Raw genomic sequence first — 12,918 nt, 5'->3', positions numbered from 1 at the left:
CATCTGAGGTAGAGGAACGCAGCGGATCGTGGGTTTTCTCGACGTACCTCGGCCGGGAATGTCGAGGTGCCCGAATCTAGCGCGAACCTCAGCCCGAAATGTCAGCATCCGGCGATGGCGCTCCTACAACTGCGGGCCTCACATACTAATGGCGACGCCGCCGCGACCAGACCCTCGGAAGGGAACGGTCGCGGCGGCGTCGCCGGTGGTGAGCGAGGCGGAGGTGTTACGCCTGGGCCTCCGCGATGGCGCGGAGCTTGGTGACGGCTTCGCTCACCATGGCCTCGACGGGCTGGTCGATGTTAGTCGGTACCCGCCCTCTTCCAGCTCGAGGGGTTCCAGCGTGTCGAGCTGCGACTGCAAGAGGGCTGGCGGCATGAAGTGCCCGCTGCGCCCTTCGAGCCGCCCGGTCAGAACCTCGAGGGAGCCGTCCAGGTGGAGGAACAACGCGCCCGAAGCTTGCGAACGGATGCGCTCGCGGTAGACCCGCTTGAGCGCGGAACAGGCGATCACCAGACCCTGTTGCTGCTGGCCGTGCTCGTGGAGTTTCCGGCCCACGATCTCGAGCCAGGGCCACCGGTCGTCATCGTTGGGAGGAGTTCCGGAAGCCATTTTCTGCACGTTCGCGATGGGGTGCAGACTGTCGCCGTCGATGAATTCCACACCCAGCTCGTGGGCCACGAGGGTTCCGATGGTCGTCTTGCCCGACCCCGAAACACCCATGACCACCACGAGTGGCTCTACCTTGTTGAGCAACGTCACGGCGGCGCTCACCAGTCGTGGACCGTGCGGTCGGCAAGGCGGTTGGATGAAGTGCCAGTGGCGAGGCGGGGGTCCCGCTGATCTGCGCTCATGTCATCGATTCTCATGAGTTGCCGCGGACGGTGTCAAAGAGGTCGCCCATGTGCGTCACAGGTTGGCCTCAGGTTGAGGGGAGAACAATGACCCCGTGATCACTCTGGCAGCCATAGTGCTGGCAATTGTGCTGTGGTACGCCGTGGAACACCATTGGCCCGGAACCGCGTGGTTCACCCGGTGGCGAGAAGGCCACGGGTACAAGGTACGCGCGTGGCTCAAGGGCGCGCCGGCAACATACCTGTACCTGGGGTTGCTGACGTTCACCACCTGGTTGCTCTCCAACGCCAACGGGCGGCTGCGCGCGGCCTTCCTTTCTGAGCAGTCCACCTCACTGCGCGAACTGACCACCTCACCGGTCACGGTGCTGATTCGCAGTGCCCTGTACGTCTCGCCGCTTGAGCTGATCGTGTGGTGGGTGCTGTTCACGGTGGTCGTTGCGAGGCTTGAGCACCGATTCGGCAGCGCGCGGATCATGGCGGGGTTCGCCATCGGGCACGTGGGAGCCTCCTTGCTGGTGGCCTTGCTGACCTGGGGTGCAATTTCCACGGGCCAGGCCGGTGAGTCCGCCGCACACGGCATTGACGTGGGGGCCAGCTACGGATTCGCCGCGCTCGCGGCCATGTTCACATACCTGGGCACTCGCCGACGGCGCTTCATCTGGGCCGCGCTGGTCGTCCTGGTGGTTGCCGCCAACCTGGCGTGGTTCTTCGACGGCACCGCATTGGGGCACGCGATCGGTGCGCTCCTGGGGTTCGCGTGCTACCCCCTGGTGCGCCCCGCCGCACGACGGCGCCACACGGCAGTGGTCCGCGCTCGACGCATCGCCGCGGCAGAGGAAGACCGGCTGCCGCCGCTGCCGCCCACACCGCCTTCGCAGGGTGAGTGAATTGGTGATCCCCCTCATGCGCGCTTAGCATGCATCTTGTATCTAAGCACCAATGACCGGGGAGAACTGTGCCAACCAACGCAGCGGAACGCGCGTACGCGCACGCGAAGGCGCGCATCCTGACCGGGGAGTTGGATGGTGAACTTCTGTCCGAAGGAATCGTCGCGGACGAGCTCGGCGTCTCCCGCACTCCGGTGCGTGAAGCGTTCCTGCGGTTGCAGGCCGAGGGACTCATGCGGCTCTACCCCAAGCGGGGTGCCTGGTGGTTCCGGTGGGTCCGTCCGAGGCGCGGGAAGTGATCGAAGCGCGCCGCGTCGTCGAATGTGGTTGCGTGGCTGCGGCGCTCCGGACCCTGCGTTGCCCGCCACCTTGAACGAGCTACTTGAGCAGCAATCCAAGGCAGTCGGCACGGAACGGTTCACCGAGTTGGATGCCGCATTCCACACGGCGATCGTCGAGGCCGCTGGGAACTCACTGCTCAGCTCCTTCTACTCGGGGCTGCGTGACCGGCAGATGCGGCTGATCGCCACGGCCGTTCGCACCGTGGATGAAAAAGCCTCCGAGATTTTGGATCAGCACCGCGAGATCGTCCGCGCCGTCGAAAACGGTCAGGCGGAGCGAGTGCGGGAGCTGCTGTCGGATCACCTGCGCCACGTCTATGAAGGAATCGTCGAATGAGGATCAAACCCTGGACGCGGGTTGCCGCTGGGTTGTTCGCGGTCGCCTGGGGTGGCAATGAATTCACGCCGCTACTGGTCATGTATCGCCACGTGGAGGGCTTCGACCAGGTCGCCGTGGACATGCTCCTGGCCGCGTATGTGCTGGGTATCGTTCCGGCCCTGTTGATTGGCGGGCCGTTGTCGGACCGTCACGGCCGCCGAGCACTGATGATCCCCGCGCCCATCATCGCCATGTTGGGCAGCGGGCTGTTGGCACTGGGATCGGGCAGCCTCACCATATTGTTTATCGGCCGGGTTCTATCCGGTGTGGCTCTCGGATTGGGCATGGCCGTGGGAACGTCGTGGGTCAAGGAACTCTCCGGCGCCCGTACGAACCTCACCCTGAAAAGGTGTCCGGCGCGCGCCGTGCGTCTCTGTCACTGACCGCCGGCTTTGCCCTGGGCGCCGCCGTGGCCGCCACGCTGGCACAGTTCGCTCCGCTACAAACGGTGCTGCCCTACCTGATCAACATTCTGATCTGCATTCCCACGGTGTTCCTGGTGGCCGGTGCGCCGGAGACGCGTGAGACCGGTCGCCACATCGGTTCCTTGTGGTCCGATCTGAAGATCCCCGCGGCCAAACAGCATCGCTTCTGGTTCGTGGTCGCTCCGTCCGCCCCGTGGGTCTTCGGCTGCGCGGCCTCCGGCTACGCCATCCTTCCGGCCCTCATGGCGGAGGTTGTCGGCCCGGATTACGGCATCGCCTTCTCGGGTCTGTTGTGCTTGGTCTGTCTGACTTTCGGCTTCTTCATCCAACCGCTGGGCAAGCGCCTGGACCGCGACGGCTCCATCCGCTCCCTGGTGGTCGGCATGATCGCCGTGGTCATTGGCATGCTCAGCGCCGTCTTCGCGTCCGCCACGTTATCGCTGCCGGTCGTGCTGATTTCTGCGGCAATCCTGGGCTGCGGCTACGGCCTGGTGTTGGTCTCCGGCCTGCAAGAGGTCCAGCGCATCGCGCGCGTTGACGACCTGGCCGGGCTCACCGCGGTCTTCTACTCCCTGACCTACATCGGCTTCTTCGTGCCCATGGTTCTCGCCGTGATCTCCGAGGTCACCACCTACCCATGGCTGTTCCTCTCGGGCGCGGTGATCGCCGTCGTCTGCCTGGGCATCATGGCCTACGGCAAGCGCCACGAGGTGCGTGAGCTGCCCGCGCGGCGGTAGCGGGATGATTTGTGGTTCCTATCCCGATTTCCGCCTCGGAATCGGGGATAGGGAACCTTAAACCGTCACGCCAGGATCAGAGCCAACGCGCCTCGCACCATGACGACGACGCCGCCCACCGCCGCCAGCGTCATCGCCAGTTTGGAGGCCGCGGCCTTATCCATCCGGCGTGAGAGCCACGTGCCGATGCGGATGCCCACGAAGATCGTGATGATGAGGGAGCCCACGGCCACCCATACCGGAACCGGCAGCACGAAGGGCACGCCGGCGAGCACTTTGGATCCCACGGACAGCGCCCCCAGGGACATGAACACCGGTTGCATAGTGGCGGCGAATCGCAACTGGTCCCAGTTGGTGATGCGTGAGTACACGACCATGGCCGGGGCCGCGACGCCCGCCGTGGAGTTGAAGAATCCGCCGATCAGACCGGCTGGAACCACGGCCTTGCGCTGCTTCACATCACCCGTGCTGCGGGAGAACTTGGTGATGGCCAACGCCAGGAGCACCACCGCGCCCACACCGATCTGAAGCCACTCGGCAGAGACCCAACTGACCACGAGCGCACCGAAAACGACACCGGGCAGCGCGGATGCGATCAGAATGGCCGCGTGCTTCCACTCGACCATCCGACGCACGGACAGCGTGATCATGAATCCCGAACACACCGTGGCCGCGTTGGTCACCAGCACGCCCGTGGCGGGGCCCATCAGCAGGGACAACACCGGAGCTACGACCAACCCCACGCCCATACCTGAGACCCGTTGCAGGATGCTGCCCACGAGGACAGCGATCAGCGCGGCGGTGAGGATGAGCATGGGGCACTTTCTACGGGCGGTTCAACTGGTCCGAGCCTACATCTGAGCTCGCGCCGTACCGTGCCTTCCGGACCAACGCGAACCCACCCCAAACCACCAGCAGTGAAGCGACCAGGAGCAGCCCGGCATCGCCCAGATCGACATTCGCGAGCCACGAGGTGACCGGGTCACTCAGCCCGAACGCCGTGTTGAGTACCCCGCCCAGCGTGATGATCGAGATGAACAGCGCGGCGGCCGCAGAGAGGCCAGTGATCGCGGTGTTGAAGCCCAGCTTGCGAGCGGGATCGCGCCAGGCCGACCGGTACATACGCAGCACGGCCAGTCCGTTGAGCGAGTCGCACAGGCACATGCCCGCGGCGAAGAAGAACGGCAGGGACAGCAACGTCCACCCGGACACACCCGCCACGGAAGCGGAGACGGTCAGGACCAACAGAGAAATGGTGCTGGCGGTGTCGAAACCGAGCCCGAACAAGAACCCCAGGGTGAAGATGTTCCGGGGCCGCTGTACCCGGGCCAACGGTTTGGCCATCACTCGTGAGACCAGACCCTGAGCCTGCAGATCATCCTCACTCACCGCGTGGCCGTCGCGAACCCGCCGGCGCAGCCGCCAACTGTGGGCACACGCGCCCGCGTTGTACAGACCGATTAACAGCAGGAACACCCCGGACACCGTGCCGCCGATGATCCCCAGAGTCGTGTTCGCCGCGGTCCCCTCGGAAATGAACGAGGACACGAACGTCGCCCGAGCACCACCAGAATTCCGGCCAGAATCACCACGGAACTGTGCCCCATGCTGAAGGCCAGGCCCACGCTCGCGGGTCGTTTCCCCTGCCCGACGAAGCGCCGCGTGGAGTTGTCGATCGCGGCAATGTGATCCCAGTCGTAGCTGTGCTTCACGCCGGTCAGGTAACAGGTGATGACCAGGCCGATGGCCAGCGGCACTGAGCCACCCAGGCTTCCCAGGCCCCACAGCCCCAGCGCGACCAAATGAAGCAGCGCCACGGCGCCCAAGGTGCACAGCACGCGCGTGCGGAACGGCCAATCGTCCACCGATGGGCGGCCCACAGCGGGGTTCAGAGTCGAGAGTGATGACACGGAATTCTCCTGTTCAGTACTTACGAAGATTGACGGCGCCCTGCCCGAACCAGCGCTCGCGCAGCAGATTGACCACGGCCTCGATGGCCTCGGAGACCTCGGGCGTGGAACGTCCCAGGACACGCAAGGCCATACCGGGCACGGGCGTTGCAGTGGCACCGGCTCGAAGGTGGCTGGAGCGTTCAGTGAGGAGGGCGCGGACGTCGGCCAGAGCGGCGTCGTCGGCGCGGGGATCAATCATTAAAAGCGAGCCGACGTGCGTATAGCCCTCAAAGAATCCGAGACCGTCGAGACCATGGGCGCCGGGTTCCAGCAGCAGGTTGTCGACCACCACGGGACGCCCGGCCATGCTCACGTGGGTGCGCAGGCGGACGCGGTCGTAGCGGAACGGCTCGCCGGTGGGTGACCAACCGGGCGTGACGAGGTCAGCGAGAACGAGGCTCGTCGACGGCTCCATGGCCACGCGCGTGACCTGGTCGTAGCGCGCATCCCGATAGGCGATCAGCTGGTCCGGCAGGTATTCGAGCCGGCTGTCGGGACCGAGATGCACGTCGGTTTCCTGCAGCGTGTGGTCGCGCGGCGAGCGATAAACCTTGGTCGCCGATTGCGTAGTCAACAGCAGATCCGCGCCCGGCTCGAGAACGAGGGTCGTGCGGTAGCGGTCGCCGTCCAGATACCCGCCGCCGGGATTGACCACCGCGTACGTGACCTGCCCGGACGCGTCCAGATAGTGCGGCCGCAGCACCCTCAGCGAACCCCGATGGAACTGCCGCACGGCCACGGATCGCCCGGCGCGCGGGGCCACGGTCAGGTCCAGTTCGCCACGCCAGGTGCCGCTTTCCGCGGACGACGACGCCGCTCGCGCCAGGCCCGCAGGTTCGTTGCGGCCCGTCGGCGGTGCGTTCCGAGCACCGTGAGGGACGGGGAACTCATGCCAAATCCAGCATGAGTACGTCGTGACGCAGCCACTGGATGACGTGCTCCAGGCCTTCGTCGGTCTTGAGGTTGGTGAAGCAGAAGGCCTTGTCACCGCGGAAGTCTTTGGAATCCGATTCCATGACGGACAGGTCCGCACCCACGTGCGGTGCCAGGTCCGTCTTGTTGATGATGAACAGGTCGGACTTGATCATGCCCTGACCGGCCTTGCGGGGGATCTTCTCGCCCTGGGCCACGTCGATGATGTAAATCGAGAAATCCACCAGCTCGGGACTGAACGTGGCGGAGAGGTTGTCGCCGCCGGACTCCACAAAAATCACGTCCAGATCAGGGTGCTCGGCCTCCAGCTTGTCGATGGCCGCCTGGTTCATGGAGGTGTCTTCACGGATGGCGGTGTGTGGGCAGCCGCCGGTTTCCAGACCGATGATGCGGTCCAGGGGCAGCACGCTGTTCTGCGAGAGGATCTTGGCGTCCTCGATCGTGTAGATGTCGTTGGTGATCGCGGCCAGGGACATCTCGTCACTCAGGGCACGGGTCAGGCGTTCGATCAGCTGAGTCTTACCCGCTCCGACGGGTCCGCCGATGCCAACTTTGATGGCGTTCATGGTGAAAATCTCCTTGCGCTGTCTGTGCGAAGTGCTGGGTGGGTGGTGAGCCGGTGGTCAGCTCATGAACATGCGGGCTCGCTGGTTCTCGTGCTGCATCTGGGCGATCTCCAGTCCGGGGGAGACCGCGCCCAGGTCATCCAGGGTCAGCTCGTGAATCTGCTGTTCCGCTCGGGTGACATGACTACGCATGTCCCCCAGGACCCGCTGCCCTGCGTTCTGGCCGATGGGGATTCCGCGCACTGCGTTCTGCATCAATGCAGTGACCGTGGAGAACAAATAGGCGCTCACCAGTGACGTAGCGGGAACGCCGTGGTCCGTGCCAATCAGCCCGAATGCAATGGCCTGGTGACCGTGGCATGTTCCGGCGTCGGCCTGTGCGGCGTAGCTCTCCAGGCAGGGGCCGGGCAGCGAGAGTCGACCGATGTCGAGCAGCCGCTTGCCCATGGTCAAACCGGCTTGCCTGACCTGCGACGGCAGGGCCTGCGCGTACATGAGGGCATCCAATTCGATCAGGAAGTCGATGCCTGCTCGAGGATCCTTTCCAGGGCCGGAGCCAGAGCCAGAGCCAGGCGCAGCGCACGACTCCGCAGCCAACCGCACGGCCAGCCCGTCCGCGTAGACCAACTGGTGATCCACGAACTGCGCGAGCCACTCCTGGAACGTGGCCTCATCGTGCACGGTGCCCCTCTGGAGGTACGTCTCCATGCCAAAGGTGTGCGCGAACGCGCCCGTGGGGAGGGCGGAATCGCACAACTGGAGGAGCGCGAGTAAGGCTCGTGCGGCGTCGTCGAACTGAGCATGAAAAGTCCTAGTGCGTGTGCTCGGCGTGCCGGAACGGAACGGGCATCACGCGGTCCTGGCGCTGGTAGGGGACCTGCTGGGCGTTCAGGTAGTCGGCCACGGTGTGATCGAACTGGACGACCATGATCTGGGCGCGTACTCGGAGGAGGCGTCGAAGAACTGGGCCTGCAAATGGCGGTTGCCCAAAGCGTGCGCGGTCACGCCCATTTCCGTGATGGAGCGCGGGGCGATGACCAGCACGTCCGTGGCTTCCACGGACACCGCGACCACGCCGGACTCGTCGCGGAGCAGAATGTCCCCGTCCTTCAGATCACCGTCCCGGCCGTGCGGGGAATTCAAGCGCAAGCCCAGGGTGCGGCCGTGATCCGTGGTGACGCGTTGGATGCGCTTGACCAGGTCGGCGCTGGGCAGGACCACTTTCTCCACGTGGAGGCTCTCGCGTTCGGCGGGTGGCAGGTCGGCCACGTTGCCGATCACCTGTTCAACGATCATGGGTGGTTCCTTTCAAAAGTCGGCGGGGAATGGCCCGAAAAATCGAGCTGGAAAGCGGGCCTAGAAGAGGAAATAACGCTGCGCCATGGGCAACTCGTCCGAGGGTTCGCACGTGATGATCTGGCCGTTCACTCGCACCTCGTAAGTCTCCGGGTCCACCTCGAGCTGCGGGGTTTCCCCGTTGAACGGAAGGTCAGCTTTCTGTAGGGATCGAATCCCGTGCACGGGCTCCACCATCTTGCGCAGGCCTAGCCGCTCGGGCAGCCCAGCGTCCACGGCGGCTTGGGACATGAACGTGATCGACGAGGAATACACCGCCGAGCCCAACGCACCAAAGGCGGTGCGCATCAACTGTGGCTGCGGCGTGGGGATCGAGGCGTTCGGATCGCCCATGACCGAACTCGCGATCTGACCGCCCTTGAGAATCAGGGTGGGTTTCACCCCGAAGAACGCGGGGTCCCACAACACCAGATCCGCCAGCTTGCCCACTTCCACACTGCCCACGTGCTCCGAAATCCCGTGGGTGAGCGCCGGGTTGATCGTGTACTTGGCGATGTAGCGCTTGAGCGAGCGTTGTCCCCGCGCTCGCTATCACCGGGGAGCTTGCCGCGTTGCTTCTTCATCTTGTCGGCGACCTGCCACGTGCGCAGCACCACCTCGCCCACCCGGCCCATGGCCTGGGAATCAGAGCTCGTGATGGAGAAGACGCCCATGTCCTGCAGGACGTCCTCCGCGGCGATGGTCTCCGGGCGGATCCGAGAATCCGCGAAAGCTACGTCCTCCGGGATGTCCGGGTTGAGGTGGTGGCACACCATGAGCATGTCCAGGTGCTCTTCCTCGGTGTTGCGCGTGAACGGCAGCGTGGGATTGGTGGACGCGGGCAACACGTTGGGCATGCCCGCGATCTTGATGATGTCCGGGGCATGCCCGCCGCCCGCGCCCTCCGTGTGGTAGGTGTGGATCACGCGCCCGGCAATGGCGTTGATGGTGTGCTCCACGAACCCGGCCTCGTTGAGGGTGTCCGTGTGGATGGCCACCTGAACGTCGTATTCGTCCGCCACGCGCAGCGAGTTGTCGATCGCCGCCGGCGTAGAACCCCAGTCCTCGTGCACCTTCAGTCCGATCGCCCCGGCCTCGATCTGTTCCGCCAGGGGCTCGACGGCGCTCGCGTGCCCCTTCCCCAGGACGCCCACGTTCATGGGAAAGTTCTCCACTGCCCGCAGCATGTTGGTCAAGTGCCACGCGCCCGGTGTGACGGTCGTGGCCTTGGTGCCTTCCGCCGGGCCTGTGCCGCCACCGATCATGGTGGTGATCCCGGAATTCAGCGCCGTACCGAACTGGTCAGGGCTGATGAAGTGGATGTGCGAATCGATCCCGCCCGCGGTGAGGATCTTCCCCTCGCCGGAAATGGCTTCCGTGGCGGGGCCGATCGTGAAGTCCACCCCGTCCATGATGTTGGAGTTCCCGGCCTTGCCGATGGCTATGATCCTGCCATCCCGCAGGCCGATGTCCGCCTTGTAGATACCGGTGTAATCGAGCACGATCGCGTTGGTGATCACGGTGTCGGCCACGGGTAGATCACCGGGAGCGCCGTCGCGCGTGGCCTGGCCGTTCAGACCCATACCCTCGCGCATGACCTTGCCGCCACCGAAGATCGTTTCGTCGCCGCGGACCGTGTGATCCGCCTCGATCTCCAGGAACAACTCGGTGTCAGCCAGGCGGATGGCATCCCCGGTGGTGGGGCCGTACAACCCGGCGTACTGCTGCCGGGACATCTCGAAACTCATGGGGATCCTTGCCTAGTCGAGGGGGCCGTTGACTGCGTTGCGGAAACCGTGGACGGCGCGTGCGCCCGCCATGGTCACCAGGCGCACGGTTTTCTGGTCGCCGGGTTCGAAGCGCACGGCGGTGCCGGAGGGAATGTCCAAGTGGAAACCGCGGGCGGCCTCGCGGTCGAAGTCCAGCGCCGGATTGGCCTCGTAGAAGTGGAAGTGCGAACCCACTTGCACCGGGCGGTCACCGGTGTTGGTGACCTCCAGTTCCACGGTGGGGCGGTCCGGATTGCACAGGATGGGTTTGTCGGAGAGCAGGTATTCGCCGGGGATCACGGGGAGTCCTTATCGGATGGGGTCGTGGACGGTCACGAGCTTGGTGCCGTCCGGGAAGGTCGCCTCCACTTGGACGTCGTGGATCATCTCCGGGATGCCCTCCATGACGTCTTCGCGGGTCAGGATGGTGGTGCCCCAGCTCATGAGGTCCGCCACCGTGCGGCCGTCACGGGCTCCCTCGAGCAGCTCGTAGCTGATGATCGCCACGGCCTCGGGGTGGTTCAGTTTGAGACCGCGCGCTTGGCGTCGTCGGGCGAGGTCCGCGGCCACGACGATCATGAGTTTCTCGTGCTCGCGCGGTAGCAGGTGCATGGTGGCTCCGTGGTTCATCCGTGGGTCAAAGGTCGAGCGCGGCGAGCTCACGTTGTGAGCTCCACCTACCGCTCGGTTCGATGACCATGTTGTTAGACCCGTGAGTCAGGAAAAGCACCGTTGTGTTTCGTGCGTGTTAAATGGCGGCCGGTCCTTCAATAGGGGATGCAGCACCGGTCCCCGCAGCTCGGTACGCTGGCCGTGTGGTGGAACAGAGTCAGTGGATGAAACAGGTCGAGGCCAACCCCGAGCACTCACAGTGGTACATCGAGCGGTTCCGGCAAATGGCCGCCGCCGGTGACGACATCGTGGGCGAGGCCCGGTTGGTCGACGCCATGGTGGACCGCGGCTCCCGGGTTCTGGACGCGGTTGCGGCCCCGGACGCAACGCGGGTTACCTGCATGCGGTGGGGCACGGCGTTGTCGGCGTGGACGTGGACCCGGCCCTGATCGAGGCCGCGCGCGAGGACTACCCCGGCCCCGACTACGTGGTTTCCGACCTCGCGGAAATGGACCTTCCGGCACACGGTATTGCCGAACCCCTGGACGCGATCCTCTGCGCGGGCAACGTGATGACGTTTCTCGCCCCGAGCACGCGGGTCGAGGTGCTGCGACGCTTCGCCACACATCTGGCCGACGACGGTCGCGCGGTGATCGGCTTCGGCGCGGGCCGCGGCTATCCGTTCCAGGAATTCTTCGACGACGCCGCCGTGGCCGGTCTCGAGCCGCAGCTCCGATTGTCGACCTGGGACCTGCGCCCCTTCAGTGATGACAGCGAGTTCTTAGTGGCGGTGTTGGGTAAGCGCTGATTTCGCACCTACATCCGTGGACCAGTTGTGACGGTCGAGGTCGAGCTGTAAACTGACGACATAAACACCGGTCCCTCTACCACCTTGGGTGGCAAGGGCCGGTTTTCTGTTTCTAGGGGCGAAACTTGGAGTACAACAAGCCGCATCTGACGTTCGAGCAGCAACTGACCAAGTTGACCGAGCGTGGGCTCGAATGCCCCAACCCGAAGCGAACACTTCAGATGCTCTCGTCTGTGGGTTATTACAGACTGGCTGCCTATGTGTACCCCTTCCGCATTCTTCTCCCGCACGAGGAGCAGATGGGCAGGCGCTTTCGTGATGACAGAATCCGCCCCGGGACTTCCTGGGACCATGTGGAGGCTCTTGGTCCTTCGACCGCTCACTCCGGCTGCTGTGTCTCGACGCCGCTGAGATTATTGAAGTAGGAGTTCGAACCCGGCTGGCTTACGTTCTCGGGCGTCGAGATCGGATGGGGCACATACACCTTGAATCCCTAGATGGGAAAAAGTGTGCCAAGAATGTACACGGTCGCACGGCGTTGAGCGCTGGCTCAAAACTTACGGTGATTTGAAGTTCAATGCACGTAACGAAGATTTCGTTCGACACCATGTGGAGACGTACGGGGACAACGGTTTGCCAGTGTGGGTCGCCGTTGAGTTCTTCCAATTTGGGGCGATGAACCGACTGTTCTCGATGATGCGGGACGACGACCAAACGGAAGTTGCTCGTCGGTTGGGCGTCACGAGCGGAAAGAAGTTGCATTCCCTCTTGCTCGGCACGAGTTACGTTCGAAATGTTTCTGCCCATCACAGTCGGCTGTGGAACCGGAGACTCACAACCAAGCTACCGAAGCTCTACCCAACGGAAGTATCTGAAGACCTCCTGCACCTCACAGGGCAGCCAATGGGTGACAAGCTCTACAGCACGCTCGCGGTCATGGCTTACCTCGTACGCAATATTGCGCCGGATAGTCGTTGGCCGTGTCGGTTGCGTTCACTGATCCAGGAATTCCCTGAAGTTCCAGACCTTGACCCGCAGATGGACATGGGCTTTCCTGACGGCTGGCAGCAACTCCCACTGTGGCAAGACCCGCCCAGGGGAATTACAGAGTGAGAGTCCAGCCACACGGGGGCCTGTAGTAGACGATCATCCCTTCGATCTGGCCTTACCCTTACTCCAGACACATTGCTTCCCACCGAATTGAGGAACGGTCATGGCTGTTGGGTTGGCCGCATTACTGGATGACATTGCCGCTCTCGTGAAGTTGTCGGCGGCCAGCGTTGACGACGTCGCTGCGGCGGCCGGTCGCGCGAGCGC

Annotated in this window: 20 protein-coding genes and 2 pseudogenes; 10 read left to right on the top strand and 12 right to left on the bottom strand. The window is 64.2% G+C overall.

Going from position 1 to position 12,918, the window contains the following annotated elements; all coding sequences use genetic code 11:
• Window positions 1-273: 273 nt before the first annotated feature.
• Window positions 274-774 (bottom strand): gluconokinase, encoded by a 501-nt coding sequence (locus YO9_RS0103395; protein WP_016996240.1) that lies wholly within the window; start codon window positions 772-774, stop codon window positions 274-276.
• A 175-nt stretch (window positions 775-949) separates the two neighbouring features.
• Between YO9_RS0103395 and YO9_RS0103390 the strand changes: the two genes are divergently transcribed.
• The 5 genes from YO9_RS0103390 (at window position 950) to YO9_RS0103380 (ending at window position 3,626) form a co-directional block, all read left to right on the top strand.
• Complete coding sequence (locus tag YO9_RS0103390; RefSeq protein ID WP_223286040.1) at window positions 950-1,744, top strand: rhomboid-like protein; 795 nt, start codon at window positions 950-952, stop codon at window positions 1,742-1,744.
• Window positions 1,745-1,812: 68 nt separating this feature from the next.
• Window positions 1,813-2,043 carry a GntR family transcriptional regulator gene (locus YO9_RS16605; protein WP_223286039.1) on the top strand — a complete coding sequence of 77 codons (231 nt, stop codon included), beginning with the start codon at window positions 1,813-1,815 and terminating at the stop codon, window positions 2,041-2,043.
• 22 nt (window positions 2,044-2,065) lie between these two features.
• Window positions 2,066-2,422, top strand: a complete 357-nt coding sequence (locus YO9_RS16600) for a FadR/GntR family transcriptional regulator (protein WP_016996239.1) — start codon at window positions 2,066-2,068, stop codon at window positions 2,420-2,422.
• The gene (locus YO9_RS16595) at window positions 2,419-2,847 is read left to right on the top strand and encodes an MFS transporter (protein WP_223286038.1); all 429 of its coding nucleotides are present in this window, start codon (window positions 2,419-2,421) and stop codon (window positions 2,845-2,847) included. Before YO9_RS16600 ends, YO9_RS16595 begins: the two co-directional genes overlap by 4 nt.
• Complete coding sequence (locus tag YO9_RS0103380) at window positions 2,814-3,626, top strand: MFS transporter (RefSeq protein ID WP_223286037.1); 813 nt, start codon at window positions 2,814-2,816, stop codon at window positions 3,624-3,626. Before YO9_RS16595 ends, YO9_RS0103380 begins: the two co-directional genes overlap by 34 nt.
• A gap of 65 nt (window positions 3,627-3,691) precedes the next feature.
• On the opposite strand, the gene YO9_RS0103375 is transcribed toward YO9_RS0103380, so the two are convergent.
• The 11 genes and pseudogenes from YO9_RS0103375 to YO9_RS0103335 all read right to left on the bottom strand — a co-directional run bounded on the left by YO9_RS0103375 (window position 3,692) and on the right by YO9_RS0103335 (window position 10,793).
• Window positions 3,692-4,441 carry a sulfite exporter TauE/SafE family protein gene (locus tag YO9_RS0103375; protein WP_016996238.1) on the bottom strand — a complete coding sequence of 250 codons (750 nt, stop codon included), beginning with the start codon at window positions 4,439-4,441 and terminating at the stop codon, window positions 3,692-3,694.
• A 10-nt stretch (window positions 4,442-4,451) separates the two neighbouring features.
• A complete protein-coding gene (locus YO9_RS0103370; RefSeq protein WP_317259733.1) occupies window positions 4,452-5,174 on the bottom strand; it encodes a HoxN/HupN/NixA family nickel/cobalt transporter in 723 nt (240 codons plus the stop codon).
• Complete coding sequence (locus YO9_RS20515; protein ID WP_317259732.1) at window positions 5,087-5,536, bottom strand: HoxN/HupN/NixA family nickel/cobalt transporter; 450 nt, start codon at window positions 5,534-5,536, stop codon at window positions 5,087-5,089. Before YO9_RS20515 ends, YO9_RS0103370 begins: the two co-directional genes overlap by 88 nt.
• Window positions 5,537-5,549: 13 nt before the next feature.
• Window positions 5,550-6,341, bottom strand: a complete 792-nt coding sequence (locus YO9_RS0103365) for an urease accessory protein UreD (protein ID WP_016996237.1) — start codon at window positions 6,339-6,341, stop codon at window positions 5,550-5,552.
• Window positions 6,342-6,343: 2 nt separating this feature from the next.
• Window positions 6,344-6,469: a hypothetical protein gene (locus YO9_RS19610; protein ID WP_262925558.1), complete on the bottom strand. Its 126-nt coding sequence runs from the start codon at window positions 6,467-6,469 to the stop codon at window positions 6,344-6,346.
• Window positions 6,466-7,077: an urease accessory protein UreG gene (gene ureG / locus YO9_RS0103360; protein WP_016996236.1), complete on the bottom strand. Its 612-nt coding sequence runs from the start codon at window positions 7,075-7,077 to the stop codon at window positions 6,466-6,468. Before ureG ends, YO9_RS19610 begins: the two co-directional genes overlap by 4 nt.
• A 57-nt stretch (window positions 7,078-7,134) precedes the next feature.
• Window positions 7,135-7,833 (bottom strand): urease accessory protein UreF, encoded by a 699-nt coding sequence (locus YO9_RS0103355; RefSeq protein WP_016996235.1) that lies wholly within the window; start codon window positions 7,831-7,833, stop codon window positions 7,135-7,137.
• Window positions 7,834-7,888: 55 nt separating this feature from the next.
• Window positions 7,889-8,373 (bottom strand): annotated as a pseudogene (gene ureE, locus YO9_RS0103350) (urease accessory protein UreE).
• 60 nt (window positions 8,374-8,433) lie between these two features.
• A pseudogene (gene ureC / locus YO9_RS0103345) lies at window positions 8,434-10,160 on the bottom strand (urease subunit alpha).
• Between the two features lie 12 nt (window positions 10,161-10,172).
• Entirely contained in the window at window positions 10,173-10,481 is a 309-nt protein-coding gene (locus YO9_RS0103340; protein ID WP_016996234.1) for an urease subunit beta, read from the bottom strand.
• Window positions 10,482-10,490: 9 nt separating this feature from the next.
• Window positions 10,491-10,793 (bottom strand): urease subunit gamma, encoded by a 303-nt coding sequence (locus tag YO9_RS0103335; RefSeq protein ID WP_031272590.1) that lies wholly within the window; start codon window positions 10,791-10,793, stop codon window positions 10,491-10,493.
• A gap of 224 nt (window positions 10,794-11,017) precedes the next feature.
• Between YO9_RS0103335 and YO9_RS20510 the strand changes: the two genes are divergently transcribed.
• The 5 genes from YO9_RS20510 to YO9_RS21295 form a co-directional block, all read left to right on the top strand.
• Window positions 11,018-11,242, top strand: coding sequence for a hypothetical protein (locus YO9_RS20510; protein ID WP_317259731.1), 225 nt, complete (start codon window positions 11,018-11,020; stop codon window positions 11,240-11,242).
• A complete protein-coding gene (locus tag YO9_RS0103330) occupies window positions 11,221-11,601 on the top strand; it encodes a class I SAM-dependent methyltransferase (RefSeq protein WP_317259730.1) in 381 nt (126 codons plus the stop codon). Before YO9_RS20510 ends, YO9_RS0103330 begins: the two co-directional genes overlap by 22 nt.
• A gap of 343 nt (window positions 11,602-11,944) precedes the next feature.
• A complete protein-coding gene (locus tag YO9_RS21300; protein ID WP_396350718.1) occupies window positions 11,945-12,172 on the top strand; it encodes an Abi family protein in 228 nt (75 codons plus the stop codon).
• A complete protein-coding gene (locus YO9_RS0103320; RefSeq protein WP_396350717.1) occupies window positions 12,109-12,714 on the top strand; it encodes an Abi family protein in 606 nt (201 codons plus the stop codon). Before YO9_RS21300 ends, YO9_RS0103320 begins: the two co-directional genes overlap by 64 nt.
• Window positions 12,715-12,814: 100 nt before the next feature.
• Window positions 12,815-12,918, top strand: a 104-nt coding sequence (locus YO9_RS21295; protein ID WP_223286042.1) for a DUF808 family protein, incomplete at its 3' end; no start/stop codon positions are given.

This window comes from Kocuria atrinae C3-8 (genome assembly GCF_000286355.1).
Lineage (GTDB): Bacteria > Actinomycetota > Actinomycetes > Actinomycetales > Micrococcaceae > Kocuria > Kocuria atrinae_A.
The sequence above is the reverse complement of the archived record's forward strand: the minus strand, read 5'-3'. Positions and strand labels throughout refer to the sequence as shown.

Coding starts and splice junctions, on each gene's coding strand:
- YO9_RS16600 (WP_016996239.1), top strand. CDS start 2,066: ATGTGGTTGCGTGGCTGCGGCGCTCCGGACCCTGCGTTGCCCGCCACC.
- YO9_RS16595 (WP_223286038.1), top strand. CDS start 2,419: ATGAGGATCAAACCCTGGACGCGGGTTGCCGCTGGGTTGTTCGCGGTC.
- YO9_RS0103375 (WP_016996238.1), bottom strand. CDS start 4,441: ATGCTCATCCTCACCGCCGCGCTGATCGCTGTCCTCGTGGGCAGCATC.
- YO9_RS19610 (WP_262925558.1), bottom strand. CDS start 6,469: ATGAGTTCCCCGTCCCTCACGGTGCTCGGAACGCACCGCCGACGGGCC.
- ureG (WP_016996236.1), bottom strand. CDS start 7,077: ATGAACGCCATCAAAGTTGGCATCGGCGGACCCGTCGGAGCGGGTAAG.
- YO9_RS0103335 (WP_031272590.1), bottom strand. CDS start 10,793: ATGCACCTGCTACCGCGCGAGCACGAGAAACTCATGATCGTCGTGGCC.
- YO9_RS20510 (WP_317259731.1), top strand. CDS start 11,018: ATGAAACAGGTCGAGGCCAACCCCGAGCACTCACAGTGGTACATCGAG.